Source organism: Vibrio gallaecicus, from assembly GCF_024347495.1.
Classification (GTDB): Bacteria; Pseudomonadota; Gammaproteobacteria; order Enterobacterales; family Vibrionaceae; genus Vibrio; species Vibrio gallaecicus.
On the sequence record NZ_AP025491.1, the window covers coordinates 812,456 to 832,945 of the forward strand.

The following is a 20,490-nucleotide window of genomic DNA, read 5'->3' on the forward strand; positions in this document are numbered from 1 at the left end:
GAGAATACGGCTTAAATTAATATAATTCTTGCTAGACGCTCTAGAAATGAATAGCTTAAATTCAACATAATAAAAAGGCGCAAAGTAGTAATACTTTGCGCCTTTCTTCATTCTATATTTTTATGTATTCAGTCTATTGCAACATATGCATGCTTCTTAAATTTAGAAGCCACTCACTGAAAGCAAATACCTAGAAGGCTCTAGGCTAAGAAAATACTGCTATTTTTTTACACCTTCAACATGCAGATCCATATCTACATAGCTTGAAGCGCCCATTACTGGAATGTTGAAATCAACAAGCTCTAGACGAGTAGTACCAACGAAACCAGCACGCTCTCCGCCCCAAGGGTCTTGACCAGCACCGATAAACTCTGCTGCTATTGTAATAGGCTTAGTAACACCATGAAGAGTCAAGTCACCCATCACATCTAGTTTACCATTACCTTTATCAACAACTTTTGTACTGCTGAATTTAGCGTCGCTAAATTTGCTTGTGTTGATAAAATCTTTACTACGGATGTGCTTATCACGCTCTGCATGATTTGAATCTAAACTAGTTGTATCGATAGTTACATTTACTTTAGACGCTTCAACATTGCTTTCATCAAAAGAAAAATCGCCTGAGAATGTGTTAAAGCGACCTTGAATAAAGCTGTAACCTAGGTGGCTTACTTTAAAGTTTACTGATGCGTGTGCACCTTTTGTATCAATCACATAATCGGCTGCGTTTGCTGCAAAAGGCATTGCCATTGCGAATGCTAGTCCTGTAGCGATAATTGATTTTTTCATTTTGAAGCTCCTATCATTTTTCGTAACGTATCGTCTTTGTCGATAATATGATGTTTAATTGCAGCTAGAGCGTGTACTGATGCCATGATGATCAGCACCCAAGCTGCGTAGTAATGAACTGAACCCGCAAGATCAGATTGATTTTCAAATAACTCACCTAAACTTGGAACGGTGAACCAATTGAATACGTCTATTCCTCTACCATCTGATGTTGAAATCAAATAGCCCGAAATAAACAATGCAAATAAATTAATGTACATAAAACCATGCACTAGTTTAGCCGCAACAACTTCATAAGGTTTCCCTTCAACAGAAGGTGACGTGGTCACATGCTTCCAAACGATTCTAATTAGAGTTAAGGCCGCTAGCAAAATTCCAGCAGAACGATGTAAATCAGGGGCAGTTTTATACCACTCACTATAGTAAGAAAGATCAACCATCCATAAACCTACACCAAATAAGCTAAAAATAGTCAGCGCTGAAATCCAGTGGATTGCTCGAGCAACTGCATTATAATTTTTGATTTTGTTTTCCATGAATAACCACACTAATACAAATGGGAATGATTTCGGCTAACTTTAACGTTGTGCCCCTTCTTGTTACACATTATTTACCAAGCTTTACATAAAGGACACAGGATGAAATGAATCAACTTATTCAAAATTTTCGAACAAGTCGTGCTTTCCCTAGCTTAAATCTCAACAATTTGCTCAATTTCATACAATTCATCTGCAATATCTAACATTTTTCTTTCCATTACTTTTTGAGCATCTTCAATACCTTTGTTGTAATAAACGGCTCCAAACTTCTTACTTACAAAATCAACAAGAAACTCTGTATCAAATTGACCGAGTTCGACATCAAGCTCATCTTGTAGGTAAACTTGCAATGAATCGGTTAACGCTTTTTTTTGATTTTTGTCTAACTGAATATCCATCATTAATCCTCTTTTTTTACAATAATTTAAAACACTCATTATCATATCGCTAGCTACTCAGATAATTACTCGCGCTATTGTTTATTTTTGATAGAGAGATCATGAACTAACTATTTGATGATAGTCATCTCAAATGAATTTACCGTACTATGACAAACTCTCAATTTCATTACCTGGTAGTAAGGGTGCTCATTGTTATTAGATCTCGTCATTCAAAGTGTCAATCTGTTTCAAGACGATTGCCTAAAGCTCTGTGAACGCCATTACCCAACAGTCCATAATCAAGGTATTAGTGAGCATCATATCGGTAAGGCATTTGCCAGAAGAATGCAGCACACCTTTCTCAGCTTCGAGCATGCTTCTGAAATTAGCCCCTTAGATACAGTCGAGTCACCGGATTACCCGCATCATTTTAGAATCTCTTCCGAAATTGGGACAGTTTGGGTGATCTCTCATCATATGGTCAGTGCAGGAAAGGTATGCCGTAAGAAATTAATGTCAGATATTCAAAGTTGGCAACAAGAATATGGCTTTGCAATACAACCTAATGATTTACTAATTTTAATTAGTGACCATTGGATCGGTAGAAATAAAAATAGCCGAGAACTTCTTCATTGGTGGATGGGTGAACTTCCTGATACTGTCAATGAATATACGCAACAGGGTATCACTTTATATAAAAGTGACTCGCAACTTGCGCATATCCTAAGCGAAAATTTCAATATAAGTCCTTGTTATATAAAATTTGGACATCCATTAAAGCGTTCAATAAATCAACAAATGGTAAGGAAATATATTCAACTTTATGCCGTTCTTCAATGGCAATAGTTATTATTACTTCTCACTTTAAAATACCTTTATAATTCGACATTCATCGCAAGCTGAAAATATCGTCACAACATACAAACCCTCACTTATTCGAACCTTTACCCATAAGGTCTCAAGTGATATTTGATTCATATGCAGAAACAAAATGTAATCGATTACTAGAGTTAATTTAGACACTCGTCCATAATCGATAAATAATCATCCGTTAATTACATAGTATGCTTACTTATTATTTTTATTTCTGATAATACTAAGACTATATAAATTCACCCAATATATTAGCCAAGTATTTTCAATGGTATACAGTAAAAAGTTTCAAATAAAATGTAAGTTTTGGGGGCTGTGATTGCATATTAATTAGCTAAATGGGGTGTTATTCTAAATACTCGAAATTGGGCTTTATTAATTGACAATTCACTCATACATGTCAATATTGTGACACTTGGTTAAACAATGGCTTCACCATTGTAATGTATTACTTGTAGCGTATTAAACTATGATTTTAAGTGAGAGAAGTGAGTTTATAAGCTGCATATACGTCGATGACGACATGCAGTTTGTAGCTGATTACAAAAATTTGACGCTGGGCAGTGTTTATCAACCCATATTTGATTCAACAATGACTCAAATCGGTGTTGAGGCATTAGTCCGTATTGTTGATGACAAAGGCAATACTGTACGCCCTGATGAGTTTTTTCATTCTGATGCAACCTGCAATACAGATAAGATCAATGTTGAGCGCTTAAGTCGAGTCATTCACATTAGAAACTTTGCTCAATCAGATATTTCTCACCTACATCTTTTCTTAAATGTGTTACCCAATGTAGGCGAGTTATTTGCTGTTGAAGACGTAAGTGATAGCCTGTTAGCTAAACGCCTTGTTGAACTTAATTTGTCAAGTAGTCAAATTGTCATGGAGCTTGTTGAGCTCGATGCAAAGTGCGAAACCAATCTCAAAATTGCTGCAAGTTCATTAGTTGACAATGGTTTTCAAATCGCTATCGATGATTTTGGTTCAAATGCTTCAACGGTCAGTCGCGTTAAGCTAATTGCACCACACATTATCAAAATTGACCGCTCTCTCATGCTTGAGTTCGAACAAGGGAATTCAGAGAAAATTGAAGTCGCCCTGTCTTTAGCAAAAAAAATGAACGCTAAAACTGTTATAGAGGGTATAGAAACACCAGAACAGCTCAATGCGATGCAAGATCTTGGGTTTGATATGTACCAGGGCTACCACCTTGCAATGCCTGAAAAAATCAACCTGAACACTCAGCAAACAGGTTAAACAACCGATATTTAAGACCTGTTCTCCCTGATCCAGGTCTTTTTACATTTATGGTTTCTCACCTACTCTACTAATTTCAAGTTCTGACTTCTACCTAACAACTAACGACTAACGACTAACAATTCTTCGTTTTAACAGTAATTGTTCCACTGTAATCACTACCAGCATGTGGAATTTACTTCCGCTTTACCCTCACCTCTTTTTTACTTCTTATGTTTCTATGTATAGCTTCCACAAAAACACTTACTTTGTGAACCGCTAAAAAAACCCAGTATTTCGACTGGGTTGGCTAAAGAATCACGAGATTAAAAATCCTTTTATCCGGCAGTGGATGGTTTGATTCTATATAAGATAGCGAACATCACAGGTACAACGATTAATGTAAGTACCGTAGCAAAGCCTAAGCCTGCCATTATTGTTATTGCCATCGAGCCAAAAAATGCATCAAATACCAAAGGTACCATGCCTAAAATAGTGGTTAACGCTGCCATTGAAACAGGTCTAACACGGCTAATTGCACTATCAACTACAGCTAAGTAAGGGTCTTTACCTGTTAATAGTTCGCTGTTGATCTGGTCAAGCAGTACAATACCGTTCTTCAAAATCATGCCGCTTAGACTCAGTAAGCCTAAGAATGCTGTGAAGCTGAATGGCATATTGGTGCTCAACAGACCAATAGACACACCAATGATTGATAGAGGTACTGTGAACCAAATTACGAGAGGCTTACGTACCGAGTTAAACAGAAGCATAGTGATGATGAACATCAGCAAGTAACCCATTGGCAACGAACCAAACAAAGACTCTTGCGCATCTTTAGAGCTTTCGTATTCACCACCCCAGCTAATGCTGTAGCCTTCCGGTAGATCTAATGCTTCTACCTTGGGTTTCACACGCGCAAACAAACTCGCAGGCGTTTCATCCCCAAGTACATCATGGTCAGCCAGTACCGTTAGTGTACGTTTTCTATCGCGACGCTGAATCAGTGGCTCTGACCATTGAAGCTCTACACCATCAATCACCTGTTCAACCGGAATGTAAGTTTGCAGCGATGGGCTCCAAATCTTCACTTTGTTTAGTGATTCAAAATCAAAGCGTTCTTCTTCTGGTAAGCGCGCTACGATTGGCAGCATGTGCGTACCATCACGTAATAATCCGATGTTATAACCGCCAAATGCCATTTGTAGCGTTTCTGACAGATCAGTTTTTGAAATGCCAAGACGACGAGCTTTCGATTCATTGAACAGTGGAACTAACTCTTTAGTACGTTCACGCCAGTCGTGACGAACATTTCTCGAGCCAGGATCCGCTAGCAATATATCTTCTACTTCCACTGCTATGTTTCTCAGTACTTGTGGATCAGCACCGATGATGCGCGCTTCAATTTTCGAAGCTGGTGAAGGACCAAATTCAATCAATTTGAGTTGGAATGTTGGCTGTTCAAATTTGTTGGCTAAGTCCTTGTCTAGCTCTTCTAGGACTTTAAACATAGTGTCACGGTCAGTCGTTCGAACTTGCAATTGACTGTACGCTTCGTAGCTTTTCTCAGGTTGATATGTCAGAGCAAAACGTTGCATGCCCTGCCCAACGGTTGTTGTTACAAACTCCACATCATCTTGATTACGAATGTAGCTTTCAACTTTTTCTGTCTGTTTGATCGTTTCACGGACATCAGTGCCTTCTGGCATCCACATATCTACGTAGAACATTGGCGTATTTGAAGGCGGGAAAAACTGTTGCTTCACCATACCGAAACCAACAACTGATACCGCAAGCAATGCAATCATGCTAACTACAGTTACCCATCTAAAACGTAATGCTAGTTTTAAAGAGGCGCCAAACACAACGAATAGGATGCCTTTGTAAGGGTCTTCGTTTTCATCAACCTTATCTTCTTCTTTAAGCATCATTTCAGCTAAGAATGGCGTCAACGTTAGTGCGGTTACCCAGCTCAAAAACAATGAGAAACACAGCACCCAGAACAATGAGCCCATGAATTCTCCGGTTGCATCTTTCGATAAACCGATAGGCGCAAAGGCAGTGATAGCAATAATGGTTGCGCCTAGTAGTGGCCACTGTGTTTGCGTCACAATGTCTTTAGCAGCTTGAAGTTTAGTCTTGCCTTTTTTCAAGCCAACCAAAATACCTTCAACCACAACAATCGCATTATCCACCAGCATACCCAGAGCAATGATCAAAGCACCCAGCGAGATACGGTGCAATTCTACGTTGTTGTAGTCCATGAGAATGAAGGTGCCGAAAACAGTCAACAAAAGTACTAAACCAATGATTAAACCACTGCGTAAACCCATTGCGAAAAGCAAAACGATAATAACAATCGCAACGGCTTCAATCAGACTAATTAAAAAGTCAGCAACTGATTTATCTACTTCCTGCGCTTGGTTGTAGAAATAGTTAAGCTCTACACCCGCTGGTTTAATGCTTTCTAAGCGATCAATTTCTGCATCAAGTGCTTTACCTATTTCAACAACGTTTACGCCTGATGAAAATGCAATACCGATATTGATGGCTGGCTTGCCATTGTAAGTTAGTACATTTCCGGGTTTCTCTTGGATTCCTCTTGTAACGTCAGCTACGTCTTTCAAGCGAATCAAGTTGCCCGTATCACGGCCATGAATGATCAGGTTTTCAAGCTCTTCAACCGTACTCAATGTACCGTTAGGTTTGATCGTTAAGCTTTGACCATTCAACATAACTTCACCAGCAGAAACTACATTATTCTGCTGTGCTAATAGTGAATTCACGGTACCCATATCTAGGTTAAGAGCCGCTAACCTCTCAAGAGACATCTCAACAAAAAGTTGCTCTTGTTGGTTACCAGCGATGCTGACTTTACCAACACCTTCTACCAATTCGATTTCTCGAGTCAGGTAATCTGCGTATTGCTTAAGCTCAACGTAGTCATAACCATCCCCTGTCAGCATCATCATCACGCCAAATACATCGCCAAAATCATCGATGATTTGAACAGAGTTAACACCACTTGGAAGTGTCGGTTGTAGATCGTTGATTTTACGGCGCATCTCATCCCAAATTTGCGGCAGCTCATCAGGACCGTAATCCATCTTCATGCTAACCATAATTTGAGACATACCATTCGACGAAGTTGAAGTGATCTTGTCGATATAAGGAAGCTGTCGTATCTCTTTTTCAAGTGGATAAGTCAGTTCCTCTTCAACTTCCATTGACGTAGCGCCAGGGTAAGTTGAAATAATCATTGCATCTTTAATGGTAAAAGCTGGATCTTCTAAACGGGATAGGTTGCCAAAAGACGTCACACCGCCAATGGCTAAAATGACTAGAAATAGCCAGCTGATTACTTTGTTTTTTATTGAATATTCTGCGATGTTCATTCTGTTTTTCCTGACAATTCGATTCCGTCACGGAGTTTTCTTAGATTTGAATTTACGAGTAGCTCACCTTGCTCAACACCATGAGCGATAAGAGCCCCTTGACCGCTGATCTTGTCAACTTCAACTGCGCTTCTGAATGCTTTGCCATCATCTATTTTCCAAACATAAAACTGGTTTTCTGCAGCACCCGCTTGCAGTGTCGTCATTGGGAGCAGGTAACCTTGTACATCACTTAAACCAGCTTTTGCCATATCGACATTTACCGTGACGCTTGTACCCGGGAGAATCTCATTGTCTGGTTGCGGCATTTGCATCCAAAATTCATAAGTACGAGATTGAGGGTGGAGTTCACTTGTGTGCTCTAAATAAGTCAGTGGGTATTGATCAGTGTGACCACCAAATGTTGCTTGAGGATGGTAGGAGCTTGAGCGCATTTCAGGGCTAATTGATGCCAAGATAGAATCTGAAACTTGAATGCGCACATACACTTTGTCGTTTTGATAAACACTTAATAACGTTTCACCTGGTGTCGTATTTTCAAAACGCTGTTTATCTACTGTGGAAATTGTTCCAGAAAATGGTGCTAGAAGTTCGGTATAGCTTAGTTTACGTTTTGCAGCAGCAAAATTAGCCGATGCCAACTTATAATTAGCCGTCAACTGATCATGCTCTGATTGCGAAAGCATCTTTCTGCCAAACATCTCTGTACCACGAGCCAACTGCTTACTTGCAAGTTGGAACTGCGATTTAGCATCCGTTAAATCTTGAAGATAAGTAGCGTTGTCTAGAGTTGCAAGTAGCTGCCCTTTTTCGACATTATCGCCAGCTTCAACCAATACTTGCTGAATTTCGCCAGACAACTTAAATGCCAAAGGTGTCAGTTCAGCAGGCATAACTTGACCATTAAAACTTCTGAATTGATCAGTAAGTGGTGCGTCAACTTCAAATGTTGAAACTAAAAGAGAAGGTTGTTCTCGGTGAGCTACTTCATTGTTGCAAGCTTGCAACAGCAATGCAGACAAAACTACAACGGATAATTTAGAAAGGTTCATTAAATACCACCCTCACGTAACCAAGCTTTTACTTGCTGTCCATCTGATAACACATCTACACCGGCTTCTACGATAAGGTCTCCAGAAGACAGACCATCAATCACATTGCCTTGACTATTTAGAGTAACTTCAACTTTAGAGATAAGCTGTGAATCTGGGTTATAGCGCCACAGTTCACCACTATCTGCGTTTTTACTTAGCCAAGCTGAATCAACAATTCCAATACCGTATTCAGATTTATTTTTCTGAACTTCAACTTGCGCTGTCATGCCTGAAAGCAGATTAATGTCTTCATGTTTTTCAATAGACACAACCGCCTCATAACTATTAGTGTCTTCATCTGGTTGAGTTGAAATTTCTTTAAAACGAGTCGGTATGCGAATGCCGCGGTGGCTATCCATTACAACCCACATATTTGAATTGGTTAGATCTTGAATTGAGCGGTCTTCCAGTTTCGATACCGGAATAGAGAAAGTAACATCCATTTCGCTGTGGTTTAGAATATTAAGTACCGGCTGCTTTTCTGCAATCAATTGATATTGCTTACCAAATACCATAGACACTACACCATCGAATGGAGCGACTAATGCGGTATAGCCTAGGTTCGTTTTTGCTTGGTCTAACTCAACTTCAGCCGCTGTAAAAGTGTTTACGGCTTGATCGTAGTAATCAGTACTTACAAGTTTTTTCTCATACAATTCTGACGCTTGTTTGTACTGGCTATTAGCTAAGTCAAAACTAGCCTGTGCAGCATCAACCGCAATACGGAAGTCTGTTGCGTCTAATACAGCTAACACTTGACCTTTCTTTACTTCTTGCCCCATACGAACAGAGAAAGTTTCAATATCACCACCAACTTGAAAAGAAAGTGCCGCGCGATCAGTTGCGTCAACTTTAGCAATAAAGCGATCTAATGCCATTTCACTCTGCAAAGGCACTTCAAACAACTTTACTGGTTTAACAACCAATTCATTTTCTTCTGATTGAGCTTTATCACACCCGGTAAGAACGCTGCTTAACAGTAACGCCATAATCGTAATGCTGATTACTTTAATAGACCTATTGGGCTGCATAATGCATCTCCATTTATCATTATAATTTATTACACAGGTGTGCAGTATATTGAAATTGAGGCATTACACAAGTTTTACTTTCCACGTGTACAGTATTTTTTATTATGACAAAAACAGTGTAGAATCTATTCCAGCTATTATTAATGTAGAATTTGATATGACAGAGAAGAAGCAAGGCAGAAGAAGCGCAAAAGATGCTGAAGAAACACGCTTTCAAATTATGACAGTTGCTGCAGAGATGTTTTGCGACTTAGGTTATGAGCGTGTATCACTAAGAAATATTAGTGAAAAAGCGGGTGTCTCTCACAGCCTTATTCGTCATCACTTTGGTAGCAAAGAGAAAATATGGCACTCAATAAGTGATTGTTTACACTCATACTTTCAATCTTACATTAGTAAGATAATGCAAGAGCTACCAAAAGACATTACGCCAAACATCTCCATTTATTTGTTTTCTATGCGGCTTTTTACCAACATGATTCATTCGCGTAGACCTATGCAATTACTCTCGGATTCCGTTCGTCAAACAGACAATCTAGTGGATTACTTCATCGACAATGTTGGTGATCTTGAATATGAAATTAATATGTTGGCTGACCAATTTAACGATGCTAACCCAGATAACATTGTCAATATTTACGAAATAAAATGGCAAATGATCATGTATGCCAATGGAGCCGTCTGTTTGACTCCGTTTATGGAAAGCACTTGGAACGAAGGCGATATGAAAGCCACTTCTGAAGAAGCTTTGATGAATCATTGGCAAATGTTCAATTCACAAATGGTCAGTAAGTTTCAAGTTGAAGATGAGTGGGTGCTTAACCCGAGTTGTCTAGAAGACCTGATTTATGATGTGCCTTGCGTTTGGAAATGTAACCACGATCAAGCGTAACCAGAAAGAAAATACAGTTTTACTTTCTCAGATAAAAAATGCGCCATTACAGAGTTTCTGTAACGGCGCATTTTTATGTGTAATCAGTTAATACCTTAACAAGGGCGATACCTTATCGACGGGATTGACCTCGACCTTGATGAATTTTCAATTTAGCTTTCATCTTTCTTTTTTCTGACGAGCGGCTTTTTCCTCGCCCACCACGTTCTGGTGCAGAGTCATCCACCAAACTTGGCTCAAAGCCTTTGAGCCACTCTTGAGGAAGTCTATTACCAAGCAAAGTCTCAATAGCTTCAAGAAGATATTCTTCGTCACGTCCCATTAAAGAAACAGCAAGACCGCTATTGCCAGCACGCCCTGTTCGACCAATTCGATGTATATAATCTTCCGCTTTATAAGGCATATCATAGTTCACAACTTGTTCTAGCTGCTGAATATCGATACCACGAGCGGCTACATCAGTTGCAATTAGTGCTCTCACTTTACCTGATTTAAAATCATCTAGTGATTTTTGACGCGCACCTTGGCTTTTATCTCCATGAATGGAAGCTGCTTTAATTCCATCTAACTTTAATTCTTTTACAAGGTCATCTGTGCCCTGCTTTGTTTTAGTGAAGACTAAGACTTGTTGCCAGTTTTTAGAGCCAATTAAATAAGCAAGTAACTCACTTTTACGCTTTTTATCCACTGGATAAACTATCTGTTTAACCGTTTCAGCAGTGCTATTTTTCGGTGTCACCTGAATTTCACTAGGTGATTGCATCATTCGGTGAGCAATCGTTTTGATTTTATTATCGAATGTAGCTGAAAAGAAAAGCGTCTGACGAACATCATTCATGCGTTTCAAAATACGCTTAATGTCAGGTAAGAAGCCCATATCAAGCATTCTATCTGCTTCATCTAGTACCAAAGTCTCAGTCTGGCTTAACATGATATTTTTTGTAAAAACATGGTCAATTAAACGACCAGGTGTCGCGACAAGAATGTCGGCTCCTGCTCTCAAATTGTCAGTTTGTACTTTCATACTTGTACCGCCGTACGCAACCACAATCTTAAGGTCGGTTCCTTTTGCATAACTCACCAAGTTATCAAACACTTGCTGGGCCAGTTCCCTTGTCGGCACTAAAATCAATGCACGAACTAATTTAGGGTTTGGGATCACGTTATCTTTTGTCTCAATTAATCTTTGAATAATTGGTAAGCCAAACGCTGCCGTTTTACCAGTACCGGTTTGTGCACCTGCTAAAACATCTTTGCCTTCTAAAACCAATGGTATTGCTTGCTCTTGCACGCTGGTGGGCGTTGTGAAGTTCAGCTCAGATAACGTCGACAATAATTGCTCAGTTAAGCCAAGTTGATCAAAGGCTTTGGTGGATTCAGACATAATAAGTTGCTCAAAGATTAAATAGGCGCGGATTGTAGCAAACCTACATAAAACTGTTTAGCTTTCGTGATTATTTTTCTGTATTTCAAGCTGATTGAATTGGTAGGCGTTCTTTAACACGATAGGATAGAAAGACTCAAAGTGACACTGTAGCGAATAGTAGTGTTCCTCTAAATCTTTAAAGCAGTGTGCCAATGCTGCTAATCTTGGTCTTCTTAGAGCCATGCGTTGTAGAACGACTTCTATCGACTCCATGCTTTGATAAGACTCAAGCCAACGACCTTGGCTCATTTTCTCGTGAACAAATACGAAGTTTTCAGACCAATGCGGTTCAACTTCATGCTGAATCGTTCGATGTGAGTTTTGACAAAAGTTGAATAACGGCTGTGGGTGATACTTTGACCAATTCTGAGCGAGGCAGTGATCCCAAAACACATCTAAAGCAATTGGCGAATAACGACGAGTTTCATTAGAAAATAACCGCTTACACTGCAAAGTTATCTCGTGAGTGTCCGTAAAACTATCAATAAAACGATGAAGCTTAATACCAGCACATAATTCAGGATTATAGTGTTTTGAAGGATCGCCTTTAACAAAATCTCCCAGTAAATTACCGGCAAGACTACTTTTACAATGATGGGCGATATGAAGATGGGCGAGAAAATTCATTGAACCTCATTAAAGCATGCTTAATCGTATACGGTTGTGAACGTATTCATCATCTCTACTACAAATAGAAAACACTGACTATAAACTTATTGCATGAAAGCTTATTTATTGATGATGTAATTCTAGCGAACTTTACGAGGTTCAGGTTAAACAATGTGATAGCTAAACAAGTTGATGGTTAATAAATCAATGCTTAAGAAAATTAATAGTTAGCGCAAATTATTCAGCTGGTTTGAAGATGTCTTCAGCGAGTTGCTGAATCATTTGCTCATAATCTGATAACTGGATACCAATTTCCATAGCATCTAGCAATTCCAAGTTTTCTTCGTTTGTGTATTGGTCACTCATATTGTGCCCTTCTATTCCTTGATTCGGACCTAGCGTCCATTTACTGATAACGTCTTGCACCAGTACTTTTTATCAAACTAGTTGTATCTAATATATATGACAGTTTTAAGACAAGACCAATCTCATAAATTTATATTTATGAACAAGATCATGGTAAATCGTTTGCGTTTCTGCCGACCTCATTAAAAAACCAAAATGTGTAAACATTGATTTACAGTGGATATTTTATATTACATTTACAGTTGTAATTTCCATTAAAGTTCTACAAAATAGAGTTAAACAAGATGATAACAGCGATTTTACCACCTATAATTGGTTTAATTATCTTAAACAAACCCTCTACGTAAAGAATTATATACAATGAATAAATCAAAGGTTTTTGGTAGTACTTTGATCATTGCTGGCACAACAATTGGCGCGGGCATGTTAGCTTTGCCACTTGCATCTGCTGGGATTGGTTTTTCAACATCTTTAATTTTAATGCTAATACTTTGGGCATTAATGGCATTTACCGCTTTGCTGATGGTTGAATTACATCAATTCGCGGATAACGATGCGACTTTGCATACCTTAGCTGAGAAAATTCTAGGGACAAAAGGGAAATGGGTAGCGAGCTTTGCTGTTATGTTCCTATTTTATGCTTTATGTGCGGCATATATTGCTGGTGGTGGTTCACAGTTTAACCAACGTATATTCGACTTATTCGACATATCTCTTGATAGCCAATTAACCACACTTTTATTCACTGTACTGGTCGCAGTAGTCGTGACGATTGGTACGCACAGTGTTGATAGAGTCAACCGAGTACTGTTCAGTTTAAAACTTATTGCAATGGTTTTAGTACTTAGTTTCTTAGCGCCTAACATCACTTCTCAGTACTTAATGAGTATGCCAATCCAACAAGGTTTAATAGTTGCAGCGATTCCCGTTGTTTTTACTTCATTTGGTTTCCACGGCAGCATTCCATCCATCGTCAAATATTTAGATGGGGACGTAAAATCTTTACGTAAAGTAATGCTCATTGGCTCTGCATTACCATTGATCATTTACGTCTTTTGGCAAGGGGTAACGTTAGGAGTGGTTAGCCAAGAAACACTATTGGCAGACTCAAGTTTAGGGGCTTTGCTTGTGTCTTTATCTCAGACCGTTCAGCAATCTAATTTAAGCGTAATTGTAGGTATCTTTGCTGATCTAGCACTGTTAACTTCATTTATTGGAGTGAGTCTTGGACTATTTGAGTTCATGGGCGACTCAATGGGGAAACATTTAGGCAGTGCTAAACGCGTTAAAACTGCAATCATTACTTTTGTACCGCCTCTAGGGTTTGCTTTATTTTACCCTCAAGGCTTTATCACCGCACTTGGTTATGCCGCAATTGCATTGGCTGTATTAGCCATCTTACTGCCTACCATCATGGTTCATAAAGTACGTACCCAACCTCAATCCTTAGTAATGGCAACATCGGTTCCAGCTTCTAATGCTAGCCAAACAGAAAGCTTATACCAAGTACGCGGAGGCTCTAAGTCTCTTATTATCGCAGGCGGTATCGGGTTACTTATCATTAGCTTTCAATTGATGATCTCTTTTGGGATGTTACCTTCTCTAGGTTAAGATTCCGTCGCTAAAACATCCCTTAATTATTATTAAAGGCTTCTTACTATAGAAGCCTTTTTATTTTAGAAGTACACATACATACTGCAACTTCTATACTAATAAATTGTTACAAGTATAGTCAGCTAACCCAAGATAGTACCAAGTTGCATATTAATGAAAATGCTTAAGATCTCATAAATATGATTCATGTAACACTATGTTTCAAAAATAGCAGATTTGTATCACGTTTTTATTAGGTCGTGTTTATTAAAGTTCAACGTAATGGATATACCGTGGAGTCTTTATGAAAGAAGTTGAATTTCGAACGATAGATAAATTATTTATTAAGATGTCTATCAACGATAAAATGTGGGTAATTTTCTTTATCTTCCTTATGGCACTGAGCTCTGTTTCTGGTGCTCGATATTTTTCAAGTGTCGATAAAATCAATGATAGTGCAAAACAGCAAGTTGAAATGAAGCTTGATGGAATACTCACGGTTCTGGATAACCCTTCAGAGCAATACGGTAAGCTTCAATCAGCTTCATCACCAAGTGACACCATCATCAATCGAAACGGTTTAGTTACCGCGACTGCACAAGGAAAAGATGGAAAATACTATTCTCTTTCACTCCCAAGCAGCAATACAGAACAACAGAAGCAGCAAGCACTTTATTCTTTCCTTTTAAGCTACTTGTGGTGCATTCCTTTTGCACTCTTTGTGTATTGGGTGGCAACCTTCCTTGGCGGTGCGCTTTGGGTTCTTTACTCAACCACTCAGAAAATTGGCGATGGAGATTTAACTTCCCGTTTGGGCTTCCACCCAGGGCGAGATGAGTTTGGTACGATTGGTTGTGCACTGGATCGCTCAATGGACACATTAAGTGAACTAGTGAATAACGTAAATGAAAGTGCATCGACATTAAGCGAAACATCTTCATCATTTGAAACTGAAATGAAACGTAGCGAAAGCCAGATTTCTAGTCAGCACGCTTCACTTGATTCGGTAGCTACTGCAATGGATCAAATGACAGCTTCAGCTCAAGAAGTATCGAACATTTCGGCTCGTGCCACTCAGCAAAATGAACATGATGCCCAGCATGTACATAATAGCCATGCAAAAGTTCAGCAAGCTATTTCTGAGATTTCGACTCTTTCAACATTAATTGAACAAACATCGTCTTCAGTGACAAGTTTGAACGAAAATACTAACCAAATTAATGAAGTAATCACCACGATTAATGCTATCTCCGAACAAACTAACCTGCTTGCCTTAAACGCTGCGATTGAAGCAGCACGTGCTGGTGAGCAAGGTCGAGGTTTCGCAGTCGTAGCTGATGAGGTTAGAACCCTTGCGAGTCGAACTCAATCTGCGACAGTTGAAATACAAGCTATGATTGAGAAACTGCAAAGCGAAAGCCAAACCATCGCAACTATCACTCAGCAAACCGTTAGTCAGGCTCATACGAGTAGCGACTTAATTTCCAATATAGGTGGTGACGTCAATGCGATTGCAGATTCTGCGCAAGCTTTAATGGATATGAGCATACAAATCGCGACATCTGCCGATGAACAAAGTAGTGTAGCAAATACTATTGCAGCGGAACTTAATGACATTCGAAGCCAATCTGATGTGATACGAGAAGTTGCGCAAAGCTCATCAAGCGGCGTTTCAAAGCTTACCGATGCTTCTGTAAACTTGTCTAATACACTTGCTCGATACCGTACTAGTTAAAAAATCACAGTTTACTTACGTAGATAATGAAAAAGGACTCAAAATAGAGTCCTTTTTTGTACATCATAGTTTTAGTTCATCATAGCTTTAGTTCATCATTGCAACGCTTCGACCAACTATAAATAACGACAAACCTAGATTCGAGCAACTATACAGTGACCTACCCTACATTGACACAAGTTCATTACCAGCTTTCGCATCGTTTGGTTCGTTCTGAACTTGGTCATGTTCTCTAAAAAATAAGCTATACAAAACAGGTACCACACCTAAAGTAAGTAAAGTCCCTACCGCCATACCAAAAATCATCACAATAGACATTGAGTACCAGAATTCACCACCAGATATTGCAAGTGGTACAAGACCAAGAATAGTCGTCAATGTTGTCATCACAATCGGTCTGAAGCGAGTTACACAGGCTTCAATGATAGAATGGTTGATATTCCTACCTGAATTACGATTTTGTTCAATACAGTCGATTAGAACAATCCCATTATTAATAATAATACCTGCAAGACTGAATATCCCTAACATCGCCGGAAACGTAAAATACGCATCCATAATCAGCAGTCCTGATACCGCACCAATTAAAGACAAAGGAATCGTCAGTAAAATAATCGCCGGTCGGCGTATTGAATTGAATTGCAGTAGCAGCAATAAAATCATAGCAGCGAAACATTGAGGCAGGTAACCAAACAGAGCACCATTAGCTTTGCTCGCACCTTTAAGCTCTCCTCCTAACGCAATATGATAGCCCGGCGGCAAATCGATTTGCTCAAGAGTCGGTTGTATGAGCTTATTCAGCTCACTGGCTTGCAGTGATTCATGCTTGAGACTTATTGTTACTGTTCGCTCAAGGTTAAAGCGTCGAATGATAGATGCTTCACTTGTCGGTTCAATAGTTGCAAACTGTATCAATGGTAAAGCAGCACCATTAGTTGACGATATAATTTGAGTCGTGAATAGTTTATCTATCGACTTTTCATCTTCAGATGCTTTTACCACAACAGGAATCACATCCTCATCGTCACGATAACTTGTGACCTCATGCCCTCTTAAATAGCTGTCTAAGCTTGTCGCTATATCTCGGCTGCTAACTCCAGCTCTAAGAGCCTGAGCTTGATCAATATTGAGTACAAGTTTAGGAACATTGTTTTCCCAATCATTACGTATACCAACCGCACCAGGCACTTGCCTTAAAGCAATTTCTATATCTTTTGCGATATCTTGAATAACTTTGATATCTTTACCAACTACTTGGTACTCAACTAACCCAAGCTCCGTTCCGCCAAGCCACATGCGTTTTGCTTGTCCACTGGCTTCTGGTAGCTGCTGGGTAATAAAGCGATTTGTTTTATTGACCATGGTCAGTGCCGATTCATAGTCTTTTGTATTCACGACCATAAACACTCGGTTTGGCACTCTATCAATGGGTGATAAAGCAAGGAAAAATCTTGGTCCACCATCTCCCACATATCGAACAGTACTAACTACATCAGGGTTTTCTTTGGCGTCGAGCAACCAATTATCTAGACGTGTAGATACCCTATCTGACTCTTTAGCTGTTGTCCCAGCGGGGAGATCGACAAAAACAAGGTACTGATTACGTTCAGAACCTGGCATAAATTGCACGGTAACAAACTTAAACCCATATATTGATACAGCGAAGATCATCAAAACAACTGTTAAAGTAATGAATCTCATTCTTAAAATTCCGCTGATAAAGCGGCGATATAATGAATGGAATAATGACTCAGGATTAGCCGTTACAGTTTCATTGCTTGGTTTAATGAACCACACGCACATGACAGGTGTGGCGAACAAACATAAGAACCAAGAAGATAACAAGGCAACGGTGATCACTTGAGACAGTGAGCGTAAGTATTCGCCTGTAACGTCTTGTGCCAACAATAATGGCATAAACGCTAAGATGGTCGTTAATGAGGACGTTAATAAAGGCACTGCCATTGATTTTGAAGCTAAAATTGCCGCTTCAGTTCGTTCCACCCCTTCAGATATTTTACTCTTAATGAATTCAGCCACCACGATGCCATTATCCACCAGCAAACCTAACGATATAATAATAGCGGCAATAGACATCCTCTGAAGCTCAACCCCCCAAAGGGACATTCCTACAACGGTCATCAAAATCGTTAAGGGCACAATGCTTCCAACGATAAGCCCCATACGAACACCAAGAAAGACCATAACCACAGCCAGTACAACCGCGACCGTTTGCATTAGGTTAGTTGTTGCAGAGCTTACAGATGCGTTCACTTTGTCAGGCTGAAATGTCGCGAGGTCGAGCTTCATACCAACAGGGAGTGCAAGCTGGCTTTCTTCTAAAAACTCGCGGACTTTAATTCCAAATTCATCACTTTGGCTGCCAGAAGCCATTGAAGCAGCAATAATGACCGCTCTTTTTCCATTAAAATAAACTGGCGTGTTAAATGGATCTTCATACCCTCTTTTTACGTCCGCTAAATCACGTAAGTAAACGGTGTTACCAGATTCTCTTTCTTGGAGGTCTAAATTTAGAATTTCATCAACAGAATTAAAGTTTCCTGTAGGTTCAATTTCAATTTGAAGAGTATCACTTTCAATGCTCCCACCAGGAAGAACAACATTACGAGACTGTAGCGCTGTAACTATCTGACGAAATTGAAACTTTTCATTTTCAATTGCACCACTTCTCGTTTTAACCCAAATTCTTTCTTCATTAACCCCGTACAGTTCGACCTGTGAGACAGTTTGGATGCTGCTCAATTGATCTTGAAGATCTTCTGCTGTTTTTCTCAGTTCGCGGTCATCAAATCCATCACCTGTAAGTGCAATCGTCGCTGAATACACTCGCCCAAATTCATCATTAACGATAGGACCAATTGTTCCATCTGGTAATTCGCTTTTAATGCTGTCCATTCGGTTTCGTAACGTGTCCCAAATAGGCTGTAGATCGAAGTATTTATCATCCACCGTGACCGTGATTTGAGAAACTCCGGTACGCGACCAAGATTTAATTTCTGTCACTTCAGAGATCTGTTTAATCTCTCTTTCAAGCGGCTTGGTAATAAAGTTTTCGATTCTATCCGGCGACATCCCTGGAAATTGAGCAACCACAATAGCGTTACGAATCAAAATTTCCGGGTCTTCTTTACTCGGCGCATTCTTGAACGTGCTGATGCCTAAAACAAAAAGCATGATTAAAAATACTTGAGTAAAACGGTGGTACTTTAAAGCAAGTTCGGTAATTTTATACATATGAGAATCCCTATAGCCCTTCCCATAATGTGACTTCTTGCCCTTCATATAAGAATGGGATACCGGCAGTCACAACTTGCTCACCTTCAACGAGGTTATTTAAGACAACTACTTCTGAATTGATATTTTTCTTTATTGATACATAGCGCTTCTCAAGACGCGATGTTGTCGGATCAACTATATATATCGCAGCATTTTCTTCAGTGTTTGCTCCTTTATCATCGAAGTTAAACGCTTCTAATGGTAATAGGACAACATTTTGGCTCGTACTTCCTATATTAAGTTGGATGTTTGCTGACATGCCATTTCGCAGTGCTGAGGAAGGTTCACTGAGTACAAGTGTTACTGCATAAGCATTACCTCGTTTCACAACCGCACCTATTTCTGATACTTGCCCAACAAATACGGTGTCGTTTAGCGCTGGAACTATAATTTGAATTTTCTCGCCGAATGTCACCTCTTGGATCAAAGCTTCAGGCAATAGAAAATCAACTTCGTATACGAAATCATTCACTAACTCTAAGATTTTTTGACCTGAATTGACCTCAGTGTAATCGTCAATAAACACTTGGCTAATTTGACCAGAAAAAGGGGCGTATAATTTGGCACGCTCAAGGTTTAATTCTGCATTTGAAAGGTCGGTGAGAGCTAATTGCTCCTGTTGGTGTTTAGCATCAAATTCGGCGTGGATAGCATTAAGTTCAGAATCGGAAACGAAGCCTTTATTATTTAATTTTTCAGATCGTTCGAATTTATCTTGAGCTTGAAGGCGTGAAGCTTTTGCTGCTCCTACCGATGCTTGCGCCTTACGAAGTGCTAATAGGAGGTTACTGGTTTCAAGTTGAGCAAGCACTTGACCTTGCTTTACTTTGTGCCCTTTGGAAACAAGTACATGATTAACTGTACCACTGACTTGAAAACTGATTGGTGAAGTTTGGGCACTTCTAATAATACCCGTAAGTTCTCGGAATTGAGTGTGGGATTGATAGACAGCTTCAGTATATTTTACGCTTCTTACCGGTTCGTCAGAAACAAGATTTGAACTGTCTATTTTTTCATTACAGCCAGACAAGATTGCTGCGGATACGAGCAAATAAAAAAATTTCACAATTAAGCCTAAAGGTTATGGTACTCCATACCATCATACCCTATTGCATATTGTTAATCTATTTTAAATAGATTACCTTGAGGCTTGTCTCAAATTTCAGATCTATTCTGCAGATAACTGTCCAATATTCGAGCATAGCGTTAATCTAATATGGTGACATTTATT

Annotated in this window: 16 protein-coding genes; 5 read left to right on the forward strand and 11 right to left on the reverse strand. The window is 39.3% G+C overall.

Annotation, left to right across the window (positions count from 1 at the left end; all coding sequences use genetic code 11):
• Positions 1-219 precede the first annotated feature (219 nt).
• From OCU78_RS18025 to OCU78_RS18035, 3 genes are all read right to left on the reverse strand, one after another.
• Positions 220-789: a YceI family protein gene (locus OCU78_RS18025; RefSeq protein ID WP_137374180.1), complete on the reverse strand. Its 570-nt coding sequence runs from the start codon at positions 787-789 to the stop codon at positions 220-222.
• The gene (locus OCU78_RS18030; protein ID WP_137374179.1) at positions 786-1,325 is read right to left on the reverse strand and encodes a cytochrome b; all 540 of its coding nucleotides are present in this window, start codon (positions 1,323-1,325) and stop codon (positions 786-788) included. Before OCU78_RS18030 ends, OCU78_RS18025 begins: the two co-directional genes overlap by 4 nt.
• A gap of 155 nt (positions 1,326-1,480) precedes the next feature.
• Positions 1,481-1,726, reverse strand: a complete 246-nt coding sequence (locus OCU78_RS18035; protein ID WP_137374370.1) for a DUF2164 domain-containing protein — start codon at positions 1,724-1,726, stop codon at positions 1,481-1,483.
• Between the two features lie 192 nt (positions 1,727-1,918).
• Here OCU78_RS18035 and OCU78_RS18040 point away from each other — a divergent pair, with 192 nt between their 5' ends.
• Together OCU78_RS18040 and OCU78_RS18045 are read left to right on the forward strand one after the other, a co-directional pair.
• Positions 1,919-2,554 carry a hypothetical protein gene (locus OCU78_RS18040; protein WP_137374178.1) on the forward strand — a complete coding sequence of 212 codons (636 nt, stop codon included), beginning with the start codon at positions 1,919-1,921 and terminating at the stop codon, positions 2,552-2,554.
• A gap of 550 nt (positions 2,555-3,104) precedes the next feature.
• Positions 3,105-3,842, forward strand: a complete 738-nt coding sequence (locus OCU78_RS18045) for an EAL domain-containing protein (RefSeq protein ID WP_137374177.1) — start codon at positions 3,105-3,107, stop codon at positions 3,840-3,842.
• A gap of 317 nt (positions 3,843-4,159) precedes the next feature.
• Here OCU78_RS18045 and OCU78_RS18050 read toward each other — a convergent pair whose 3' ends face one another.
• The 3 genes from OCU78_RS18050 to OCU78_RS18060 are packed head-to-tail and all read right to left on the reverse strand — an operon-like array spanning position 4,160 to position 9,341.
• Positions 4,160-7,216, reverse strand: coding sequence for an efflux RND transporter permease subunit (locus OCU78_RS18050; protein ID WP_137374176.1), 3,057 nt, complete (start codon positions 7,214-7,216; stop codon positions 4,160-4,162).
• Complete coding sequence (locus tag OCU78_RS18055; protein WP_137374175.1) at positions 7,213-8,268, reverse strand: efflux RND transporter periplasmic adaptor subunit; 1,056 nt, start codon at positions 8,266-8,268, stop codon at positions 7,213-7,215. Before OCU78_RS18055 ends, OCU78_RS18050 begins: the two co-directional genes overlap by 4 nt.
• A complete protein-coding gene (locus tag OCU78_RS18060) occupies positions 8,268-9,341 on the reverse strand; it encodes an efflux RND transporter periplasmic adaptor subunit (RefSeq protein ID WP_137374174.1) in 1,074 nt (357 codons plus the stop codon). The genes OCU78_RS18055 and OCU78_RS18060 overlap by 1 nt, the downstream gene beginning before the upstream one ends.
• 157 nt (positions 9,342-9,498) lie before the next feature.
• Between OCU78_RS18060 and OCU78_RS18065 the strand changes: the two genes are divergently transcribed.
• Entirely contained in the window at positions 9,499-10,233 is a 735-nt protein-coding gene (locus OCU78_RS18065) for a TetR/AcrR family transcriptional regulator (RefSeq protein WP_137374173.1), read from the forward strand.
• Positions 10,234-10,345: 112 nt separating this feature from the next.
• Here the strand turns inward: OCU78_RS18065 and OCU78_RS18070 are convergent, their stop codons facing one another.
• The 3 genes from OCU78_RS18070 to OCU78_RS18080 all read right to left on the reverse strand — a co-directional run bounded on the left by OCU78_RS18070 (position 10,346) and on the right by OCU78_RS18080 (position 12,634).
• Positions 10,346-11,617, reverse strand: coding sequence for a DEAD/DEAH box helicase (locus OCU78_RS18070; protein WP_137374172.1), 1,272 nt, complete (start codon positions 11,615-11,617; stop codon positions 10,346-10,348).
• A gap of 57 nt (positions 11,618-11,674) precedes the next feature.
• A complete protein-coding gene (locus OCU78_RS18075; RefSeq protein ID WP_137374171.1) occupies positions 11,675-12,286 on the reverse strand; it encodes an acyl carrier protein phosphodiesterase in 612 nt (203 codons plus the stop codon).
• A 219-nt stretch (positions 12,287-12,505) separates the two neighbouring features.
• Positions 12,506-12,634, reverse strand: coding sequence for a hypothetical protein (locus OCU78_RS18080; RefSeq protein WP_257217135.1), 129 nt, complete (start codon positions 12,632-12,634; stop codon positions 12,506-12,508).
• A gap of 360 nt (positions 12,635-12,994) precedes the next feature.
• Here OCU78_RS18080 and OCU78_RS18085 point away from each other — a divergent pair, with 360 nt between their 5' ends.
• A complete protein-coding gene (locus OCU78_RS18085) occupies positions 12,995-14,245 on the forward strand; it encodes an aromatic amino acid transporter (RefSeq protein ID WP_137374169.1) in 1,251 nt (416 codons plus the stop codon).
• 286 nt (positions 14,246-14,531) lie between these two features.
• Entirely contained in the window at positions 14,532-15,962 is a 1,431-nt protein-coding gene (locus OCU78_RS18090; protein ID WP_137374168.1) for a methyl-accepting chemotaxis protein, read from the forward strand.
• A gap of 165 nt (positions 15,963-16,127) precedes the next feature.
• Here the strand turns inward: OCU78_RS18090 and OCU78_RS18095 are convergent, their stop codons facing one another.
• A complete protein-coding gene (locus OCU78_RS18095) occupies positions 16,128-19,217 on the reverse strand; it encodes an efflux RND transporter permease subunit (RefSeq protein ID WP_137374167.1) in 3,090 nt (1,029 codons plus the stop codon).
• Positions 19,218-19,227: 10 nt separating this feature from the next.
• Positions 19,228-20,325 carry an efflux RND transporter periplasmic adaptor subunit gene (locus tag OCU78_RS18100; protein ID WP_167494053.1) on the reverse strand — a complete coding sequence of 366 codons (1,098 nt, stop codon included), beginning with the start codon at positions 20,323-20,325 and terminating at the stop codon, positions 19,228-19,230.
• Positions 20,326-20,490: the final 165 nt, after the last annotated feature.